Origin of the sequence: Streptomyces sp. adm13(2018) (assembly GCF_008042145.1) — a bacterium.
Lineage (GTDB): Bacteria > Actinomycetota > Actinomycetes > Streptomycetales > Streptomycetaceae > Streptomyces.
Window position 1 is genome coordinate 18,077 of the sequence record NZ_RDBH01000143.1, and the last position, 18,346, is coordinate 36,422.

Below are 18,346 nucleotides of genomic sequence, written 5' to 3' on the forward strand. Positions count from 1 at the left end.
CCCTCGATGAAGCGCGTGCGGGTGAGGTCGGCGTCCAGCACGCGGCCCGCGTAGTCCTCGGCGGGTACGTGCTTCTCGGCCGCGGCGCGCTCAAGTGCCTCGTAGGCCTCGTCGCTGATCTCGATGCGGATTTCCCGTGCCATGCGTCCACGGTAGCGGCTCGCCGTCGCCCGCGGCAGAGGACGGACACGAGCGGCGGGCGGAGGCGTCGGCCCGTACCGGGTTCCGGCGTGTGGGCATGGGCCTGGGGGCCGCGGAGTCCGGGTCGTCGGGATCGCGGTTGAGACGTCCGGCCGGGAGGGCGGGAGGCCGGCGTCCCGTCGGAAGCCGGAGCCGTCAGCGTCCGGCCGACGAGCGCTGCTTGCGGTAGGCCGCGGCGGGGTCGGAACCGTCCAGGTAGTACCAGGGGAACTCGGTGACGCGGCCTTCCGTGGCGCGGAAGCACTCCTGTGCGCCGGTACGGTCCCCGGCGAGGGAGAAGGCCATGGCGAAGGTGTTGAGGACCTGGTTCCAGCCGCCCCGGCGGACGAAGTCCGGGTGCCGGTAGGAGTGGTCGGCGGCCTCGTTCAGGGACGTCCTGACCTCCGGGCGGCGGATGTACGCGGCGTCCGGCCCTGAGTCGAGGGACAGCCACTCCTCGATGTGCGCGACCGCGACGAGCTGACCGAGCAGGGTGCCACCGGGGGCATCGAAGGCGGAATCGCGCGCGAAGGCGTGCATCTCCTCGTGGGAACCGCCCCACTTGTCGCAGACCTGCTGCAACTGCTGCTGGTGGGCCTCCAGGTGGTGCCGGTCGCGCCGCACGGTCGCCTCGAAGCGGCGCCGCGCCGTCTCCTGGCCCACCTGGAGACCGCGGCCCGTGACCTGGAGGCCGTACCAGGGGGACGTCCAGCCCGGCTCGCGCTCGGCCGCCTCGTACAGCCACTCCTCGGCCTTGCGGAGCCGGGCGTGGAACACGTCGAACTGCTCGCGCGAGACCTGCGAGGCACGGGCCGCGGTGCGTGCCTCCCAGCCCCAGCTGATGTGGCGGATCCCCGCCACGAGCTTGGGGAGCGGGGCCTCCGGCTCGGCCTCGATCACGCGGGGGATCCACTGCTCCACCCCGGCCGCGTCGCCGACGGCCCAGAGGAGTTCGACGCGGTTCTCACTCTCGGGACGTGCTTCGAGCACCTCGCGCACGGTGGCCCAGTCGGCCGCGACGGCCGCCTCGCGCACCCGCGCCACGGCGGGATCGCCGGAGTCCTTCTCGACGCGCACACCGGGCCGACCCGTCCATCTCCCCAGCGTGAGCCCCAGGTCACCGAGCAACGCCATGTCCCCACCCCTTGCATGATCGAACGGGGAGGCCAGTGATCACTCCCCCCGTGGAGGTAGTGACTATCACGCGCGACTGACAATCGCACATCTGTTTCCCCGGTGGGCGCTCACGCGGGCCGCATCGGCCCCCGGCCGGGCCGCCACACCGGCCGCCACCTCTTCCGTCCGTCGCGTCCGTCCTCTGCCGCGGGCGACGGCGAGCCGCTACCGTGGACGCATGGCACGGGAAATCCGCATCGAGATCAGCGACGAGGCCTACGAGGCACTTGAGCGCGCCGCGGCCGAGAAGCACGTACCCGCCGAGGACTACGCGGGCCGCGTGCTGGACGCCGACCTCACCCGCACGCGCTTCATCGAGGGCGCCCGTACCTTCGTCGGCCAGCACGGCCAGGCGTTCGCCAAGCGCTACGGCCGCCCCGTGGGCCGCGGCAGCGACGCCGCCTGATCCCGGGCGCCGCGTGCTTCTGCAGATCGATCTGTCCTGGCTGCTGGAGATAGCCCAACAGGAGATCCCCGGTGACCCGGAGATCTCCGACTGGGGAGCGCTCGAAGCCGCCCGCGCGCGCCACGCCTTCCGCGTGATGGACATCCCCGTCTACGAGCAGCCCCACCACCGCGCGGCCGCGCTCCTGGAGCAGTTCGTCCGCGTCCCCGCGCTGGAGCACTCCAACGAGCTGTACGGCGTGGTCGTCGCCGCGGCCTATCTGCACGCCTGCGGACAGACGGTCAGCGCCACGTCGGACGAGATCATCGACCTCGTCGAGCAGGTGGCCGAAGGCCTCGTCGACGTCCGGCAGGTCGCCGCGGTGCTCAAGGAGTGGAGCGACTGACCGGCCGGTGCCCCAGTCGCAGGCCGGCCGGCTACCGGGCCGGCCCCGACCGTCACGGGAAGCGTGTGACGTACCGGCGCTGCCAGGGCGTCTCCACCGCTCGCGGCGCGTAGTGCTCACGGACATAGGCGACGGCTTCACCGCGGGGGACCCCGTCGAGGACGGCCAGGCAGGCGAGTGCGGTGCCCGTGCGGCCCTGCCCGCCCGCGCAGGCGATCTCGACGCGCTCACCCCCGGCGCGCTCCCACGCCTCGCGGAGGCCTTCGACGGCCGCCGTACGGTCGGAGGGCAGCCAGAAGTCGGGCCAGCGGATCCAGCGGCTCTCCCAGGCGACGTCCGGCGGCCTGTGTCCGAGCAGATGGAGCGCGAAGGTGGGCTCCGGCCCCGGCGGGAGCGGTCGGCGCAGCCCTCGGCCGCGGACCAGCAGGCCCGAGGGGAGTCGCAGAACGCCCGCCGCCGTCGGTTCCCATCTGTCGTCGGTCACGGTGCGAGCCTATCCCCGCCCGCTCCCCCTCCGGAGCGGAAGGGGTCAGCCGTCCGCTCCCGCCGCGGCCCTTCCGACCTCCACGGCCTCCTCCCCCTCCGGAGTCTCCTCCGCCTCCCAGCGCAGTAGGTCCCCCGGCTGACACTCCAGTACCTGGCAGAGCGCGGCGAGGGTCGCGAAGCGCACCGCCTTGGCGCGGCCGTTCTTCAGGACCGCCAGGTTGGCCGGGGTGATCCCCACCCGTCCGGCCAGCTCGCCCACGGACATCTTCCGCCTGGCCAGCATCACGTCGATGTCGACGACGATCGGCATCAGATGACCTCGTCCAGCTCGGCTCGCATCCGGGTGGCTTCTCCGTCGCGCTCGACGGCCTGGGCGAGCAGCATCCTGAGCACCAGCACGATGAGGGCGACCCCCAGGACGGCCACGCCGATCCCGGCCATGATCACGGTGACGCCGGGGTCCTCGCGCTGGCCCGGGGCGTTGACGGCCGTGACCGCGAACCACAGCAGGGCGGCCCCCACCATCGCGCCGATGACCCCGTCCACGTACCGGAAGGCCGCGTGGGAGAAGACCGTTCCGCGTCGCACCATCGCCACCAGGCGCCACACGCACACGAGGGCGACCTGCGCGGCGACCATCCCCAGGACCACGATGATCCGCATCGGGGTCAGGGGCAGCGACCCGTCCTCCGGGTCGTTCCCGCTGATCATCATCCACACCATCAACACCTGCACGAGCCCCGTGCCGACGAACACGACCGCGAGCACGACACGCAACGCGCGCACTGCCAGATCTCCCATGACCTACCCACCCTTCCATCGACTTACGATGGGAACCTATCGAATCTCGATAGGTCAGGCAAGGTGATTCCTCGACGCCGCGCGAAGCGGCGCACGAGCCGCCGGGATTCCGCTCCACCCACGCAACCCATCCGACCCCCCGCACCGAATACCGCATGGGAGGTTTCCGCGCCGGACGAGGAGCCCCGGGCGCAGACGGCCCGGACCCACGAGGAATGACCATGACGACCCGCCTTCGGTGGACATGCGCCCTTCATCCGCCCGACATGCACCAAATGCTGCCCACCGTCAAGGCGGCCCTCCGGCCGGCACCCGCCGACTTTCACCAACTTCCGTACTCCGACGCATCCAAACGCCGACCTGCTGCGAATGACTGGTGAGTCGCAGCCGTGGGGCGGCATGTCGAGTGGTGGGAGCGCTTGTGATGGAAGACCGCGAAGTAGCGGTGATCGGTGCGGGGGTTGCGGGCCTGACCGCCGCCTACGTGCTGACGGCCTCGTGCCGGGTGACCCTGTACGAGGCGGACGCCCGCCTCGGCGGACACGCGCACACCCACGAACTGTCGGGCCCCGGGGGGCGTCCGGTCTCCGTGGACTCGGGGTTCATCGTCCACAACGAGCGCACCTACCCCCATCTGCTCCGCCTCTTCCGTGAGCTGGGAGTCAGTACCCAGGACGCCGAGATGAGCATGTCGGTGCGGTGCGACGGCTGTGGCCTGGAGTACGCGGGAGCCAGGGGCGCGGCAGGGCTGTTCGCCTCCCGAGCCGCGCTGCGGGTCCGCTATCTGACCCTCCTGGCGGAGGTACCCGTGTTCCACCGGGCCGCCCGGCGCCTGCTGGCCCGCAGGCCCCATGCGGGCGTCACCTTCGGGGAGTTCCTCCGCGAGGGCGGCTTCTCCCCGTACTTCGTCACCCACTTCGCCCTGCCCCTGGTCGCGGCCGTGTGGTCCTGTCCGGCGCGTACGGCCCTGTCGTATCCGGCGGCCTACCTCTTCAGGTTCCTGGAGCACCACGGCTTGCTGTCCGTGACCGGTTCCCCGCAGTGGAAGACCGTCACCGGTGGCTCCTCGGCATATGTGGCGGCCGCCTCGAAGCACATCCAGCGGATCCGCACCGACAGCCCGGTCGACAGCGTCCGCCGCACCGGGCGGGGCGCGCTGGTCACCACCCGCGACGGCGCGTCCGAGGCGTACGACGCCGTGGTCGTCGCCACCCACCCCGATCAGGCACTGCGCCTGCTCGCGGACCCCACGCCGGACGAGAAGCGTCTCCTCGGGTCCTTCGCGTACTCGCGCAACAGCACCGTGCTGCACCGCGACACCTCGCTCCTGCCGCGCTCACCGCGCGCCCGCGCGAGCTGGAACTACCACATGACCGGGTGCTCGCCGTCGACGGAGGCGGTCCGCGTCAGCTACGACATGGAACGGCTCCAGCGCCTGCCGGCGGGTTCCGGCTACGTCGTCACCCTGGGCGGCGAGGAGGGCATCGCCGCGGACCGCGTCGTCGAGCGGATGGTCTACGAGCACCCGGTATATACGACCGCGTCGGTCGCGGCGCAGCGGGAACTGCCCCTGCTCAACACGGGCGTGACGGCGTACGCGGGCGCCTGGCACGGCTGGGGCTTCCACGAGGACGGCTGCCGTTCCGGCGTGGCGGCCGCACGGTCGCTGGGGGTGAGCTGGTGACTCGTACGGAGGCGACGGAGGCGAGCGCGAGGCCCGCGGTCCCGCTCGGCGGAGACGGCACCGCGGCCCTGTACGAGTGCGTGATCTCGCATGTCCGCCGTACCCCGTTGCAGCACACGTTCCAGCACCGGACGTACCTGTGGTGTGTCGACATCGACCGGCTGCCGGTGCTTCCCCCGCCGCTGCGGCCCCTCGCCCGCTTCGACGCACGCGACCACTTCTCCGGCACGTCCGCTTCCCTTCGCACGGGCCTCGACGGGTACCTCGCCGCCCACGGCATCGACCTGGACGGCGGACGCGTGGTGATGCTCGCGCACGCCCGGGTGTTCGGGTTCGTCTTCAACCCGCTCAGCGTCTTCTGGTGCCACGACGCCTCCGGCGCCCTGGCGTGCGTCGTCGCGGAGGTCCACAACACCTACGGACAGCGGCACTGCTACCTGCTGCGGACCGACGCGTCCGACGAGGCGGAGGTGGACAAGGCGTTCTACGTCTCCCCCTTCTTCGCGGTGGAGGGCCGCTACCGGATGCGGCTTCCGCTGCCCGGCGACGACCTGAGCCTGAGCATCCACCTGGAGCACGAGGGCGGCCGGGCGTTCACCGCCGTCGTCCGCGGCCGCCGCCGGCCCGCGGGCACCCGCGCCCTGCTGTCCGCGGCCGCCCGCAGGCCCTGGTCCACCGCCGCCGTCTGGGCCGGGATCCGCCGGCACGGCATCCATCTGCTGCTGCGCGGTCTGCCCGTACAGCCACGTCCCCGGCCCACCCCTCAGAAAGGCATGACCCCGTGACCCGTCCCGCCCTCACGTCCACGGACCGAACCCGGCCGGCCGGCCGGCCGGTCGGGATTCCCCCGCAGGCACCGTCGGGCCACGGCCCCGCGGCCTCCTCCCCCACGGTCTCCCGCGCGGACGTCGACGCCGCCCGCTGGCCGGACGTGGCCCGTGTGCCGTCGTCGGGACCCCTGCGCACGGCCGTGGCCAGGTACCTGGTCGGCGGCGCCCTGAACCGGCTGGACCTGACACGGCCCGCGGGCGGCTCCACCCGGAGCGGGGCGTACGCGCCCCACCGTGCCGCGGGCGTCACCGGCCCCAACGGGCTCTCCGGATTCGCCGGACCGGTCCTGACCCTTCACGACCCCGAGGCGTTCCACCGCCGCATCGCCCGGCACGGGCTGATCGGCTTCGGCGAGTCCTACATGGCGGGTGAGTGGGACAGCGACGATCTGCCCGGCGCGCTGAGCCTCCTCGCCGAGCACGTCGACGAGCTGGTGCCCGCCCCGCTGCGCAAGCTCCGCGGCCTGTGGGTGTCCGCCCGCCCCTCCGCCGACCGCAACACCCGGGCCGGGGCACGCGACAACATCCAGCGCCACTACGACCTCTCCAACGACCTCTTCACGGCGTTCCTCGACCCCACCCTCACCTACTCCGCCGCCCTGTTCACGGTGTTCCCGGCCCGGTTCGAGTCCCTCGAAGCCGCACAGCACCGCAAGATCGACCGGCTGCTCGACCTCGCCCGCGTCGGCGAGGGCACCCGGCTGCTGGAGATCGGCACCGGCTGGGGGGAACTGGCCCTGCGGGCCGCGGCCCGGGGCGCCCGGGTCACCACCCTGACCCTGTCGTCCGAGCAGGCCGCCCTCGCCCGCGAGCGCGTCGAGGCCGCCGGCCTCTCCGACCGGGTCGACGTCCAGCTGCGCGACTACCGGGACGTCGAGGGTCAGTACGACGCGGTCGTCAGCGTCGAGATGATCGAGGCGGTCGGCTCGGAGTACTGGTCCTCCTACTTCACTGCCCTCCGACGCGCCCTCGCCCCCGGCGGCCGGATCGCCCTCCAGGCCATCACCATGGGCCACCAGCAGATGCTCCACACCGCCGCCACCCACACCTGGATCAGCAAGTACGTCTTCCCCGGCGGTCTCATCCCCTCCCGCACGGCGATCGCCGAGCACTCCGCCGCCGCCGGTCTGCGGACGGTCTCCGACGAGGGCTACGGCCCGCACTACGCCGAGACCCTCCGGCTGTGGCGGGAACGATTCGCCGCCCAGCGCAGCACCGTCACCGCGCTCGGCATGGACACCGTCTTCCAGCGCATGTGGGAGTTCTACCTCGCCTACTCGGAAGCGGGCTTCCGCTCCCGCTACCTCGACGTGCGCCAGCTGCTCCTCACCGAAGGGACCCGTTCATGAGGCCCGCCGCCGACCGTCTCGCCGAGCTCCTCGGCCACTTCCTCCCGGGCCCGCTCCCGGTGCGCCTGCGCGCCTGGGACGGCAGCCAGGCGGGCCCGCCGGACGCGCCCACCGTCGTACTCCGCTCACCCGAGGCGCTGCGCCGGGTGCTGTGGCAGCCGGGCGAGCTCGGCCTCGCCGAGGCGTACGTCAGCGGGGACCTCGACGTCGACGGCGACCTCGCCCAGGCCCTGTCCCTGGCGGGCCGCACCGTCCGCGACCGCGGGGCCTCGCACCCCGGGCCCGCAGCCCTGGCCTCGTCCGCCGCGCTCGCCCTGCGGCTGGGTGCGGCCGGGCCGCCCCCGCGGCGCCCCGACGGCCGGGCCCGGCTGACCGGCAGCCTGCACAGCGCGTCGCGGGACCGCGCCGCGATCAGCCACCACTACGACCTGTCCAACGACTTCTACGAGCTCCTCCTCGACGAGTCCATGGCGTACTCCTGCGGCTACTGGACGCGCCCCGACGACCCCGCGTACACGCTGGCCGACGCCCAGCGCGACAAGGTCGAGCTGATCTGCCGCAAGCTCGGCCTGGGCCCCGGGGACCGGCTGCTCGACGTCGGCTGCGGCTGGGGATCGCTCACCCTGCACGCCGCCAGGGAGCACAAGGCCCGGGTCACGGCGGTCACGCTCTCCCGCGCCCAGCACGACTTCGTCACCGACCGCGCCGCCCGCGAGGGGCTGGCCGACCTCGTCGACGTACAGCTGCGGCACTGGCGGCACATCGAGGGCGGCGGCTACGACGCGGCCTCCGCCATCGAGATGGGCGAGCACGTCGGGGACGCCGAGTACCCCGACTTCACCGCCAAGCTGCACGACGCGCTCCGCCCGGAGGGACGGGTCCTGATCCAGCAGATGTCCCGGGGCGCCCAGGCACCCGGTGGCGGCGCGTTCATCGAGACGTACATCGCCCCCGACATGCACATGCGTCCCGTCGGCCGCACCGTGGACCTCCTGGAGGCGGCCGGTCTGGAGGCCCGCTCCGTCGAATCGATCCGGGAACACTACGCGACCACCATCGACGCCTGGCGCGACAACCTCGAACGGCGCTGGAGCGACATCGAGGAGCTCGTCGGCACGACCACCGGCCGGGTCTGGCGGCTGTACCTGGCCGGCGCCTCGATCGCCTTCTCCGAGCGCCGCATGGGGGTCGACCAGATCCTCGCCGTGCGGCCCACGCGCGAGGGCACCTCGGCCATGCCGCCCACCCCCGCGGACTGGTACGCCCCGGTGACGCCCTCATGATCACCGACTGGGGAGCCCTCGGCATCAACCTGGGCGCCACCGCGGCCACGGCGGCGGCGGTGCTGCTCATCACCTTCGCCATCGCGGTGCGCCGCGGACTCCACCGCATCGTCGACATCGCCTGGGGCGTCGCGTTCAGCGCCGTCGCCGTGGTCACCTGGCTGCTCTCCGACGGCCACGGCGACGACGGCCGCCGCCTGCTCGTCGCCGCGGCAACCGCGATCTGGGGACTGCGGCTAGCGGCCCACATCGCCCGCCGCTCCCGCGGACACGGCGAGGACCCCCGGTACACCGCCCTCCTGGACAAGGCCTCGGGCAACCGGACCCTGTACGCGCTGCGGAACGTGTACCTCGGGCAGGGCGCCCTCGTCTGGCTGATCTCCCTGCCCGTGCAGAGCGCCTCCTACAGTCCCGGCTCCCTCGGCGTACTGGACTACTGCGGCATCGCGGTGTGGGCGCTCGGGCTCGGCTTCGAGGCGCTCGGCGACTTCCAGCTGGCACGGTTCAAGCAGGATCCGGCGAACCGCGGGAAGATCATGGACCGCGGCCTGTGGGGCTGGACCAGGCACCCCAACTACTTCGGGGACTCCCTCGTCTGGTGGGGCCTGTACCTGCTCGCCTGCACCGCCTGGCAGCCCGCCCTCGCGGTCCTGGTGTCACCGGTGCTGATGACCCTGCTCCTCACGGTCGGCAGCGGCAAACGCCTGCTGGAGAAGCACATGGCGGACCGTCCTGGCTTCGCCGAGTACGCGGCGCGGACCAGCGGGTTCTTCCCTCTCCCGCCACGGACCTCGCGGCCGGGAGTGAGCTGGTGGCGCGGATGAGCGATCATCGCCGCGGCGCCGGCCATCGTGCGCTCGACCTGCCCGAGCCGGGGTTCGGGTCGGGCGCGAGGGCGGGCGCCGGGGCCGCGGGCGTGGTCCTGCTCCTGCACGGAGGGCGGGCCGACTCGTTCGATCCCCCGACGGCCACGAACCTCGCCGGGCTCCGGATGAGGCCGTTCGCCCGGGCGCTGCGAGGGGACGCCCGTACGGCGGACGTCCTCGTCGGGTTCGTTCGCTACCGGGTGCGCGGCTGGAACGGCGAACGGGCCGACCCCGCCGCTGATGCCCGGCAGGCGCTCGCCGGGGTCGAGGAGGCCGTCGGTCCCCTCCCGGTCGTTCTGCTCGGTCATTCCATGGGGGCGCGGGCCGCACTGCGCGTGGCGGACGACCGGCATGTGCGGGGCGTCGTGGCGCTCGCGCCCTGGTGCCCGCCGGGTGAGCCGGTGGCGCAACTGGCCGGGCGCACGGTCGTCGCGCTGCACGACGAGGCGGACGCGATGACGTCGGCCGGCGACACCTGGACGTACCTCCGCCGGGCCGAGAAGGCGGGCGCCCGGGTACGCGGCATCCGCATGCCCGCCGGCCGCCACGCGATGCTCCGTGGCTCCGGCCTCTGGCACCGGCTCGCGACGGACTCCGCGGCGGAGATCCTCGACCTGCCCGTACCGCCGGGCACGCCGACGGGACGGCCGGGGTGGGGAGCGGGCCCCGTGGACCCGGCGGACTTGCGCGCGTCCCTGGGGTGAGAGGTGGCGGCGCGTCAACTCGCCCCGCTTCCGCCTGAGATCGCGTCACGTCACGGTCGGCGATGCACCCGCCGGGGACGGTTCAGCCCCATTCCTGCAACTGCCGAAGCAGGTCGGCGTCGCCCTCCATCCGCAGCGAGTCGGCCGGGACGCGCATGTACATGAGCAGGGCCATCTCGCTCGCCGTGCCGTGGATGGCGGCGGTGGGCCTGCTCTCGGCGGCCTCCGCAGCGGTGAGGCGGGTGAAGCGGGACCCGGCGGCGTCCACCGTCTGGCGCCAGGAGCCTCCCTCGGCTGCGTGGTAGTCCATGGTGGCGGGCTCGCCCGGCCACGGGACCGTGCCGGTGCAGACGGTGGCGAGGAACTCCTCGATGGCGTCGACCGCCTCGGTCGTCGGCAGCTCCTGCGGCGCACCGGACGCCAGTTGGGCGTCGTAGGTGTGGATCAGCGACTCCGGTACGCGGCGACGGGCCACGGCGGCCACCGTGTGCGGCGAGGCCAGCGGCTCCCACCAGGCCCAGCAGCCCCGATCCGGACCGGCCTCCCGCAGAGCGGCGAGGAGCTGCTCCGTCGAGTCGGCCAGCCAGGTCACGAGCGCCTCGCGCTCCCTGGGCGCCGCCCGCCCGTCCTTGCTCGGCCGCTCGCCGCCCGGCACGGTGTTCAGCACGATGGAGGCCCAGAAGCGGTCCCCCTCGCTGAGGTGGTTCGCCAGGTCGTACAGCGTCCAGCCCGGGCAGGACGGCACATCGGCGTCGAGGCCGGGGGCCGCGGCGACGGCCGCGCGGAACGCGGCGGACCGCTCGTCGATCATCCGCAGCAGGGTGGGGAAGGAAAGAGGCTCGGACACCCAGTCCTTGTATCACCCGGCCCGGGACCCGCGCACTCGATTATGAGCGCCCCGCGCGCCTCCGGCCGGACGGTTCACATGCACGCGCCGCGAGATCAACGCCGCTAGGCTGCTGCGGAGTTGATCACAGAAGAGGGGACCACCGTGCGAGCGACGCACCGGCACGTCATACATCTGGCCATCGCGGCCGCGCTCACCGGACTGGTCGGTTGTTCCGGCGGCGCGTCCGGGAAGAACGCGGACGCCGGGGCCCCGGGCGCGTCCTCCGGCGCCAGGACACCGGCCGCGGCGAAGGCGAAGGCGAAGGCGTTCGATCCTCCCGTGAGGTTCGGCGAGGAGATCACCCTCCCCGTGGACGAGGACATCAAGGACTGGGGATTCGCCCTCCTCGGGCCCACGCTGTACCACCGGACCTCGGAGGCCCTCGACGCCTACGACACCCACTCCGGGCAGAAGCTCTGGGGCTCCCCCCTCGGCCGCGAGAACTGGTACACCGGCAAGGAGGGCCAGCCGAGCGACGACCAGACCATCCCTCCCGTCTTCGCCCGGCAGGACGGGCACACGGGAGTCCTCTTCGCGTACGCCGATTACACGAAGGGCTCGGGCACCGAGCGCGACCGGACCGACGTCTACCTGCGTTCCGTCGACGCGGACAGCGGCAAGGTGTCCTGGACGGTCCGCCTCCCCGCGCCGAAGGGGGCGACCGTCGGCGACCTGGAGCCGGCGGTGATCGGGGCCGAGGGCACGACAGCGGCCGTCAGGGTCCTCACCCGCACGGACGATTCCAGCGGTGACGGCGGTGACAGCGCCACCACCTACGGGGTCGATCTGAAGAGCCACCAGGTGATCTGGCAGAAGGACGCCTTCGCGGGCGGCGCGCTGGACAGCGGCGTCGTCATCGGCACCGAGGTCGGCGCCGAGGCCTCCTTCCGGGCCATCGACGGCTGGCACTCCGAGCAGGAGGATCTCGCCCTCACGGGCCTGGCACTCACCGACGGCTCCCCGCGCTGGAAGCAGGGAGGCAGGAGCGCCCTGGAGGTCGAGCAGGTGGGAGGCGGCTTCTTCGTCGCGGGCTCGCTGTACGACAGTCGTACGGGCGAACGCGTCCCCAGCACACCGAGCGGCAGCTTCCTCCACTGCTTCGACGACCAGCGGTCCGTGATCGTGTGCGACACCAAGCAGACGGTACTCGGCATCGACGCCCAGAGTCGCAAGGTGCTCTGGACCATCTCCGAGGACGACCCCGCGCGGAGGAAGCCCGACGTCGAGAACGCCTTCCACGGCGCCGTCTACGCCGCCGCCGACGCCGACGGCGTCATCCTCGACGCACGCACGGGCAAGGACCGCAGCCCCTGGGAGGGCGCGAGCGCGTATGTGATCAACGAGTACGCAGCCGTGGGCATCGACATGGACGTGTCACCGGCGACCGGGTGATCCGGGGCTGCGGTGGGGCGTGTGTGCGATCTGTAGGGTCTAGGCCGTCTCTTCCGGATCTTGCCGGTCGGGCCCGCGTCGTCCGGTGCCGTGCGTCGCACGGCGGAGAGGTACCCGCGTACGGGACGTACCCGGGTGCCTCGCCAACGCGGCGAGGTGCGGTGTCGGGCGGCGCGGGTCAGGCAAGATCCGGAAGAGACGGCCTAGGCCTCGTCGGTCGCCGTGTCCCCGGAGGCGGGAACGGATCGCCTTCGGCGGTACACCACGACACCGCACACGGCGAGCAGCAGGGCGGCGACGACGGAGACCCCGAGAGCCGTCTGCTCGGCGAAGAGCCTGCCCAGCATCTCCACGATGCCGATGCCGACGGTCGCGTAGACGAGCGCCCAGGCGGCTCCGCCCACGAAGAGGGCGGGGAGGTAGCGCGGCAGCGGCATGCGGAGGGTGCCCGCGATGAAGTTGGCGGCGGTCTGGAAGCCGACCGTGAGGAACGAGACCGCCACCACCGGGGCGCCCCAGCGCTGGATCGCCCGCTCGGCGCGCCAGAACTTCGGCGAGGACATCCGGTCGGCGAACCTGCTGCGCCGGGCGCCGGCACCGGCGAGCCACCCGACGGCGAAGGTGCCTCCGGCGCGCAGCAGCACGATGACGTAGAGGGCGCCGGCCGTGAGCGCGATCTTATGCACGACGCCTCGCCCCGGGCGCGGACCCACAGCCGGCGTCCGCCGTCAGCCACGAGGGGCGTACCGCTTCACCGGGCACACGACGAGCACAAGCCCGGTCAACGTCTCTCACCTGCACCCTGCCTCTACCCGTTCCGTCCGCTGGGTTCCACCCGCCGCGCCGCACCCGGAGACTTCCGAGCCCGCACGTCAGGCAAGGTCACCCTAACCTAACGGGTCTGCGGCGGGTACAGGGCGCCCCTGTGCGCCCGACGTCGGGGAGCGGTCCGGCCGACCGTCCGTTCGGCCGCGCGCGCACCCAGCCGGTGTCGGGCGTGACCTCCAGCACGCCCCCGATGCCGTCGCGGGGCCGCGCCCGCCCAGCCGCGCGCCGTACTCACCGCACGATGCAGATGTCCGGCAGTGGCGCATCCCCCTCGCCCTCCAGGGCCAGGACCTCTCGCGCGAGCTGCCGGGCGCGTTCCCACCCCGCGTCCGTGGACAGGGCATCGATGGTCCACCGATCGGTGGGGGCGGCGTCCGCGGTCATCTCGGTGAAGACCTCGTCGATCATCCGCAGCAGCGGCAGCGCCGCCGGGCTGAGCTCCTCCTCCTCGACCAGGCATCCGACAAGGAGGAACCCGTCGTGGAAACCAAGGGCGATCTCGTCCGGAGGCACGGCGTACCTCCCCGACCAGGCGACCTGAACCGCCGGCGCGGCCGCGACAACGACGACCGCCTCGACCAGGATCCGGCGCCGCATCGACCCGTCGCGGGACCGCACCCTCACACGTCCGGTACGGGCGTGGCCTGGTGGTAGTACATCCGCCAGCCGGCCTCCTCGTCCTGCTTACGCCAGATCGAGCTCCTGCGAGCCCGTCTGCCGTCGATCACGGTTTCGAACGTCAGGTGCACCAGCCCCGGTCCCAGCAGCGTGCCGGTCATCTCGGTGGGCACGTACTGCGGGCCGTCATCGTCACCCCCCTGCATGTCCGGCAGCGCCGCCAGCATCGACGGGCGGTCCCATCTGCGCCCGGACGCACCGACTTCCACGAACTCCGGATCGAGCAGTTGCTCCGCCAGCGCCCGGGACGACCGCGCGGCCGGGCTCAGCAACTGCAACTCCCGCTTCATGGCCTCGGCCACGCTGCCTTCCATGCTGTTCTCCACGCTCATTGACGCATCCTGCCTCACCCGACCTGGGCGTTCGCAAGCGGAATTCGCAAGAGGGACAGAGGGTATGGCCGTGACCGAGGACTGACGTGACTCCGCCGACCGCCCCGGCGAACCGGCATGACGCGGCATCAGACGGGACCTGGATCAGACGGGGCCGGCACCAGACGGGACCGGCATCGGGCGTGGCGACCGCCCGATCCGCGCCTGCCTCCCGTCGCAGCAGCCGCGCGGGGCCGGCCCGCACGCCCGTGGCCGTCCTCCCCCCGTGGCGTCCACGCCGCCTTCGCCCACCGCCTTACCCCTGCGTCGCAGGTTTGCGCGTGAGGCGCGGTGGAAGAGTTGAATCCGACGACCGGTCGGCCGCGTCGCGGCCCGGGCGGCCGGGCCTCCTCGACGCCACGCACCGAACGGGAGTCATCCGTTGCGCTTCTACGCCCAGACACCCGCACGTCGAATCCTTCAGGTGCTCGTGGACCTGATCGCCGTGGCCCTCATCGCCCTCGCGGTCTGGGCGGCCCTCGCCGTCCGCGACACGATCATGCTGCTGGCCGAGCCGGGGCGGAAGGTGGAGAGTTCCGGCGACAGTCTCGCCGAGGGCCTCGGCAGCGCGGGTGACGCGGCGTCGGACGTGCCCCTCATCGGCGGCGTCCTGAAGAAGCCCCTCCAGGCCGCGGCCGACGCCGGTTCCGGCATCGCCGACGCGGGTGTCTCGCTCCAGGAGACCGTCACCCAGGTCGCCGACGTGATCACGGCGGCGCTCATCGTCATTCCCGTCCTCTTCGTACTCCTCCTCTGGATCCCGCCCCGTCTGCTCTGGATCCGGCGCAGCAGCACATTGCGCCGTCTCGCCGAGGGGCCCGGAGGCGCCGACCTGCTCGCTCTGCGCGCCCTCACCGGTCCGCCGCGCGCGCTCGCCGAGCTCTCGGCTCCGCCGGGCGGATGGGCGGACGCCTGGCGCCAGGGGGATCCGGACGCCATCGCCGACCTCAGCGCGGTCGCCCTCAAGCACATCGGGCTCCGCCCCTGAACGGCCGGGGCAGCCGCCCGCACGAACGCCCACCCGCGTACGGACGTCGCCGCACCCGCGTCCACAACCGCGGTCGCCTGCGCGGTGGAGGTGCGTCAACCACGACCGTCGTACTCCGCCGGGAGAGTGGTTCCGGTTGCCCTCAAGATCGGCCGGGTCCTACGGTCTGAACCGCCGCAACACCCTGTTGCACGTCTGCGCGGCCGGTTGACCTCATCCTCGTGCGCGGCCCCGAACAGAAGGACGTCCTCATGGCTGCGGACCGGTCTGACCCCGTGGAACCGGCCGTGGCGCTGGGCAGGGCGCTGCGTGACCTCCAGCGTCGTTCCGGACGCACGCTCCGCGCCCTTGAGGAGAGCGTACGCATCAGCGATTCGTCCCTGTCGCGGTACTTCTGCGGCAGCACCGTCCCGCCGTGGTCTGCCGTGCACGACCTGTGCCGGGCACTGGAGGGGGACCCCGCCGAGTTCCGGCACCTGTGGGAGGCGGCGGACCGCGGCCAGCGCAGGCCAGGGCAGGACGGCGACCGGGCCGGTCAGCGGGACCCGGTGCCGCCGGCTTCCGAGACCGGCGGTGGCCCCGGGGAGACCGGCTCCGCAGAGGACGCGCCTCGGCGACTCGCCTCGCTCCGCAAGGGGCGTGCCGCCTGGGCGCTGGTCGGTGCCCTCGTCGGGCTCGTACTCGGGGCCGGTAGCGCCGTATTCGTACGGCCGGACGCTCCAGCTTTCGGCGACGACCTCCCGCCCGCTCACCACGGCTCGTCCGCCGCCGCCCGCGAAGACGACCGGATCTTCGTGAGCCGGGCGACGGGGGCGTGTCTCGACGACAGCCTCGACAAGGGCACCCGGTCCTTCCCGTGCAACGGCATGTCGTACCAGCGGTGGGCCGTCCGGATCGCGGCGGACGGTGGTGCGCAGCTGCGGAACCACGCGACCGGTAAGTGCCTGGACCACGGCGCCGACGGCCTGCGCACCGGGCCCTGCGGGCAGGCGGCCACCCAGCGGTGGGCCGTCAGCGCCGGGAGCGACGCTTCTTTCGAAGTACGCAGCACCGTGACCCGACGCTGCCTCGACGACAGCCCGGAGGGTCTGCAGGTACTGACCTGTGACCGGACCGTACGCCAGAAGTGGGCTTGAGCGAGGGAGCGGAACGGCGGTCGGGGCGCGGCACTCACGCCACCTGCACGGCGTCCAGTTCCGTGTAGCGGTCCCCCTTCGAGAGGCGCACCGTGTTCCACCCCTCGCGCAGTTCCACCGCGACCTCGCGCTGCTGCCACGCGTCCCAGCCCGTGTACGGGTAGGGGATGACGCCCGCGGCCGCGCCGCCGACCGTCAGGGTGTGCGTGGCGGCGGCAGGCGCACCCGACGCGTCCAGTGATCCGTTGCCGTACCGGACCGTCAGGGTGTGGGCCCCCGACGAGGTCGCGTAGACCTTGAACTCGACGAAGCTGTCGGGTTCGTCGATGTGTCCGACGGCCCGGCCGCCCCAGGCGTCCTTCGCGTCGCGGATCACAGCCCTGTGCACGTGGGCGAGTTCCGCCTCGTACGGAGTCTTGCTGCCCCGGACGACCGGGCGGCCGTCGGCGAAGCCGATGTCCGCCACGTACAGCGCACGTCGTGAGGGGTCGGCGCCCCGCCCGTGGAAGAGGATCCGGTCCCCGCCCCCGGGACCGGTCACGACGTCCTGGCCGCCCGGTCCGCCGATCGCCCCCGCGAAGGACCGGGTGGTGAGGAGCGGCTCGTCCCCCTTCACGAAGGGGCCGGTGAGGTGGTCGGCGACCGCCCATCCCGTCGCGTACTCGGCGGTGCGGTAGTCGCCGGCCGAGTACAGGAGGACGTAGCGGCCGTCCCGCTTGACGAGCGTGGGCGCCTCGACGAGGCCGCCCTCCCAGTCGCGGTCCTGTTTGAGGAGCCGGACCGGTTCTCCCGTGACGCGGGTGCCGTCCCAGGAGACGGGTTGGATGTGGAGCCACGTGTCCAGTCCGCAGCAGTTCCCGTCGCTCTTCCAGAGCAGGTGGCGGGTGCCGTTCTCGGTGTAGCTCGACGCGTCGATGGCGCCGCCCGCCTCCGTCGGGCAGACAAGGGCTGCCCCGCCGACCGGTCGGAACGGCCCGTCGGGCGAGGGTGCCACGGCGGCGCCGATGCACTGGCGCCCGCCGGCACGGTCGCGCGCCGTGTACTGGAGGGTGAATCCGTCGCCGTTGTCGAAGACCTCGGGCGCCCAGACGTCGTGCGGCGGATCGGGCGTGACCCAGTCGCCCAGGACCGGCAGGACGTCCTTCCCGTCGACCGTCCAGTGGACGAGGTCGGTGGAGGTGGCGTGCTGAACGTTCCGGCCGGCGACGTTGGTGGCGTAGGCGTGGTAGACGCCACCGACCACCACGACGTCCGGATCGGCGAACTCCTGGTCGAGGACGGGGGTGGTCGGTGGCGTCGACCACGCCTACGCCCCCGGAGCCCAGCTCCCGGCCCCCGGCATCAGCCCCTTCGTCACCCCCAACCGCGACTTCTACCGCGTCGACACCGCACTCGTCGTCCCCCGGGTCGACGCCGGCCGCTGGCGGCTGCGCGTCCACGGCAGCGGCGTCCGCGAGGAGCTCACCGTCACCCTTCCGGAGCTCATGAACCGCCGGATCGTCGAGCGGGACGTCACCCTCGCCTGTGTCTCCAACGAGGTCGGCGGACCGTACGTCGGCAACGCCCGCTGGCTCGGCGTGTCCCTCGCCGACCTGCTGCGCGAGGCGGGCGTCCGGCCGCCCTCCGAGGGCGGGCCCGCCGATCAGCTGGTCGCCCGCTCCGTCGACGGCATGACCATCGGCACCCCGGTCGAGCAGGTCATGGACGGCCGCGACGCCCTCCTCGCCTTCGGCATGAACGGCGAACCCCTGCCGTTCACCCACGGCTTCCCCGTCCGCATGGTCGTCCCCGGCCTCTACGGGTACGTCTCCGCCTGCAAGTGGATCACCTCGATCGAACTCACCACCTTCGCCGCCTACGACGCCTACTGGGTCCCCCGCGGCTGGGCCGCCCGGGCCCCCGTCAAGACCGAGT

20 protein-coding genes and 1 pseudogene are annotated in these 18,346 nt (G+C 72.8%); 12 read left to right on the top strand and 9 right to left on the bottom strand.

Annotated features, from left to right (window positions below):
- Positions 1-336: 336 nt before the first annotated feature.
- Positions 337-1,314 (bottom strand): hypothetical protein, encoded by a 978-nt coding sequence (locus EAO70_RS34315; protein WP_261993187.1) that lies wholly within the window; start codon positions 1,312-1,314, stop codon positions 337-339.
- 220 nt (positions 1,315-1,534) lie between these two features.
- Between EAO70_RS34315 and EAO70_RS34320 the strand changes: the two genes are divergently transcribed.
- The gene (locus EAO70_RS34320) at positions 1,535-1,762 is read left to right on the top strand and encodes a hypothetical protein (protein ID WP_148006728.1); all 228 of its coding nucleotides are present in this window, start codon (positions 1,535-1,537) and stop codon (positions 1,760-1,762) included.
- Between the two features lie 13 nt (positions 1,763-1,775).
- Positions 1,776-2,147, top strand: coding sequence for a fic family toxin-antitoxin system, toxin component (locus EAO70_RS34325; RefSeq protein WP_148006729.1), 372 nt, complete (start codon positions 1,776-1,778; stop codon positions 2,145-2,147).
- A 52-nt stretch (positions 2,148-2,199) separates the two neighbouring features.
- Here EAO70_RS34325 and EAO70_RS34330 read toward each other — a convergent pair whose 3' ends face one another.
- From EAO70_RS34330 to EAO70_RS34340, 3 genes are read right to left on the bottom strand one after another with little or no spacing between them, the layout of a single operon-like run.
- Positions 2,200-2,631: a protein phosphatase gene (locus EAO70_RS34330; protein ID WP_148006730.1), complete on the bottom strand. Its 432-nt coding sequence runs from the start codon at positions 2,629-2,631 to the stop codon at positions 2,200-2,202.
- A gap of 45 nt (positions 2,632-2,676) precedes the next feature.
- On the bottom strand, positions 2,677-2,943 hold the full coding sequence (locus EAO70_RS34335; protein ID WP_148006731.1) for a helix-turn-helix domain-containing protein: 267 nt from the start codon (positions 2,941-2,943) through the stop codon (positions 2,677-2,679).
- A complete protein-coding gene (locus EAO70_RS34340; protein ID WP_148006732.1) occupies positions 2,943-3,434 on the bottom strand; it encodes a DUF2975 domain-containing protein in 492 nt (163 codons plus the stop codon). The genes EAO70_RS34335 and EAO70_RS34340 overlap by 1 nt, the downstream gene beginning before the upstream one ends.
- Before the next feature lie 424 nt (positions 3,435-3,858).
- Here EAO70_RS34340 and EAO70_RS34345 point away from each other — a divergent pair, with 424 nt between their 5' ends.
- The 6 genes from EAO70_RS34345 to EAO70_RS34370 are packed head-to-tail and all read left to right on the top strand — an operon-like array spanning position 3,859 to position 10,150.
- The gene (locus EAO70_RS34345; protein ID WP_148006733.1) at positions 3,859-5,118 is read left to right on the top strand and encodes an NAD(P)/FAD-dependent oxidoreductase; all 1,260 of its coding nucleotides are present in this window, start codon (positions 3,859-3,861) and stop codon (positions 5,116-5,118) included.
- Positions 5,115-5,903, top strand: coding sequence for a DUF1365 domain-containing protein (locus tag EAO70_RS34350; RefSeq protein ID WP_148006734.1), 789 nt, complete (start codon positions 5,115-5,117; stop codon positions 5,901-5,903). Before EAO70_RS34345 ends, EAO70_RS34350 begins: the two co-directional genes overlap by 4 nt.
- The gene (locus EAO70_RS34355; RefSeq protein ID WP_148006735.1) at positions 5,900-7,297 is read left to right on the top strand and encodes an SAM-dependent methyltransferase; all 1,398 of its coding nucleotides are present in this window, start codon (positions 5,900-5,902) and stop codon (positions 7,295-7,297) included. The genes EAO70_RS34350 and EAO70_RS34355 overlap by 4 nt, the downstream gene beginning before the upstream one ends.
- Positions 7,294-8,580 carry an SAM-dependent methyltransferase gene (locus tag EAO70_RS34360; RefSeq protein WP_148006736.1) on the top strand — a complete coding sequence of 429 codons (1,287 nt, stop codon included), beginning with the start codon at positions 7,294-7,296 and terminating at the stop codon, positions 8,578-8,580. Before EAO70_RS34355 ends, EAO70_RS34360 begins: the two co-directional genes overlap by 4 nt.
- On the top strand, positions 8,577-9,404 hold the full coding sequence (locus tag EAO70_RS34365) for a DUF1295 domain-containing protein (RefSeq protein WP_148006737.1): 828 nt from the start codon (positions 8,577-8,579) through the stop codon (positions 9,402-9,404). The genes EAO70_RS34360 and EAO70_RS34365 overlap by 4 nt, the downstream gene beginning before the upstream one ends.
- Positions 9,401-10,150 carry an alpha/beta fold hydrolase gene (locus EAO70_RS34370; RefSeq protein WP_148006738.1) on the top strand — a complete coding sequence of 250 codons (750 nt, stop codon included), beginning with the start codon at positions 9,401-9,403 and terminating at the stop codon, positions 10,148-10,150. Before EAO70_RS34365 ends, EAO70_RS34370 begins: the two co-directional genes overlap by 4 nt.
- A gap of 82 nt (positions 10,151-10,232) precedes the next feature.
- On the opposite strand, the gene EAO70_RS34375 is transcribed toward EAO70_RS34370, so the two are convergent.
- Positions 10,233-10,997, bottom strand: coding sequence for a maleylpyruvate isomerase family mycothiol-dependent enzyme (locus tag EAO70_RS34375; RefSeq protein ID WP_148006739.1), 765 nt, complete (start codon positions 10,995-10,997; stop codon positions 10,233-10,235).
- A 144-nt stretch (positions 10,998-11,141) separates the two neighbouring features.
- Here EAO70_RS34375 and EAO70_RS34380 point away from each other — a divergent pair, with 144 nt between their 5' ends.
- Positions 11,142-12,431, top strand: a complete 1,290-nt coding sequence (locus tag EAO70_RS34380; RefSeq protein WP_148006740.1) for a PQQ-binding-like beta-propeller repeat protein — start codon at positions 11,142-11,144, stop codon at positions 12,429-12,431.
- Positions 12,432-12,634: 203 nt separating this feature from the next.
- Here the strand turns inward: EAO70_RS34380 and EAO70_RS34385 are convergent, their stop codons facing one another.
- The 3 genes from EAO70_RS34385 to EAO70_RS34395 form a co-directional block, all read right to left on the bottom strand.
- Positions 12,635-13,117 carry a DedA family protein gene (locus tag EAO70_RS34385; RefSeq protein WP_148006741.1) on the bottom strand — a complete coding sequence of 161 codons (483 nt, stop codon included), beginning with the start codon at positions 13,115-13,117 and terminating at the stop codon, positions 12,635-12,637.
- Between the two features lie 373 nt (positions 13,118-13,490).
- Entirely contained in the window at positions 13,491-13,772 is a 282-nt protein-coding gene (locus EAO70_RS34390) for a hypothetical protein (protein ID WP_148006749.1), read from the bottom strand.
- 107 nt (positions 13,773-13,879) lie between these two features.
- Positions 13,880-14,269: a DUF4440 domain-containing protein gene (locus tag EAO70_RS34395; protein ID WP_148006742.1), complete on the bottom strand. Its 390-nt coding sequence runs from the start codon at positions 14,267-14,269 to the stop codon at positions 13,880-13,882.
- A 463-nt stretch (positions 14,270-14,732) separates the two neighbouring features.
- Between EAO70_RS34395 and EAO70_RS34400 the strand changes: the two genes are divergently transcribed.
- Both EAO70_RS34400 and EAO70_RS38275 read left to right on the top strand, forming a co-directional pair.
- Complete coding sequence (locus EAO70_RS34400) at positions 14,733-15,296, top strand: hypothetical protein (protein WP_148006743.1); 564 nt, start codon at positions 14,733-14,735, stop codon at positions 15,294-15,296.
- A 251-nt stretch (positions 15,297-15,547) separates the two neighbouring features.
- A complete protein-coding gene (locus EAO70_RS38275; RefSeq protein ID WP_187284157.1) occupies positions 15,548-16,432 on the top strand; it encodes a helix-turn-helix domain-containing protein in 885 nt (294 codons plus the stop codon).
- 34 nt (positions 16,433-16,466) lie between these two features.
- Here EAO70_RS38275 and EAO70_RS34410 read toward each other — a convergent pair whose 3' ends face one another.
- Positions 16,467-17,678 carry a family 43 glycosylhydrolase gene (locus tag EAO70_RS34410; protein ID WP_148006744.1) on the bottom strand — a complete coding sequence of 404 codons (1,212 nt, stop codon included), beginning with the start codon at positions 17,676-17,678 and terminating at the stop codon, positions 16,467-16,469.
- Between the two features lie 58 nt (positions 17,679-17,736).
- On the opposite strand from EAO70_RS34410, the pseudogene EAO70_RS34415 reads away from it, so the two are divergent.
- Positions 17,737-18,346: pseudogene (locus EAO70_RS34415) on the top strand (molybdopterin-dependent oxidoreductase); the annotation flags it as partial.

What these genes read in the sequence shown, in the direction of transcription:
- EAO70_RS34340 (WP_148006732.1), bottom strand. Translation starts at nt 3,434, where the DNA reads ATGGGAGATCTGGCAGTGCGCGCGTTGCGTGTCGTGCTCGCGGTCGTG.
- EAO70_RS38275 (WP_187284157.1), top strand. Translation starts at nt 15,548, where the DNA reads ATGGCTGCGGACCGGTCTGACCCCGTGGAACCGGCCGTGGCGCTGGGC.
- EAO70_RS34395 (WP_148006742.1), bottom strand. Translation starts at nt 14,269, where the DNA reads ATGAGCGTGGAGAACAGCATGGAAGGCAGCGTGGCCGAGGCCATGAAG.
- EAO70_RS34370 (WP_148006738.1), top strand. Translation starts at nt 9,401, where the DNA reads ATGAGCGATCATCGCCGCGGCGCCGGCCATCGTGCGCTCGACCTGCCC.
- EAO70_RS34335 (WP_148006731.1), bottom strand. Translation starts at nt 2,943, where the DNA reads ATGCCGATCGTCGTCGACATCGACGTGATGCTGGCCAGGCGGAAGATG.
- EAO70_RS34320 (WP_148006728.1), top strand. Translation starts at nt 1,535, where the DNA reads ATGGCACGGGAAATCCGCATCGAGATCAGCGACGAGGCCTACGAGGCA.
- EAO70_RS34365 (WP_148006737.1), top strand. Translation starts at nt 8,577, where the DNA reads ATGATCACCGACTGGGGAGCCCTCGGCATCAACCTGGGCGCCACCGCG.
- EAO70_RS34315 (WP_261993187.1), bottom strand. Translation starts at nt 1,314, where the DNA reads ATGGCGTTGCTCGGTGACCTGGGGCTCACGCTGGGGAGATGGACGGGT.
- EAO70_RS34345 (WP_148006733.1), top strand. Translation starts at nt 3,859, where the DNA reads ATGGAAGACCGCGAAGTAGCGGTGATCGGTGCGGGGGTTGCGGGCCTG.
- EAO70_RS34360 (WP_148006736.1), top strand. Translation starts at nt 7,294, where the DNA reads ATGAGGCCCGCCGCCGACCGTCTCGCCGAGCTCCTCGGCCACTTCCTC.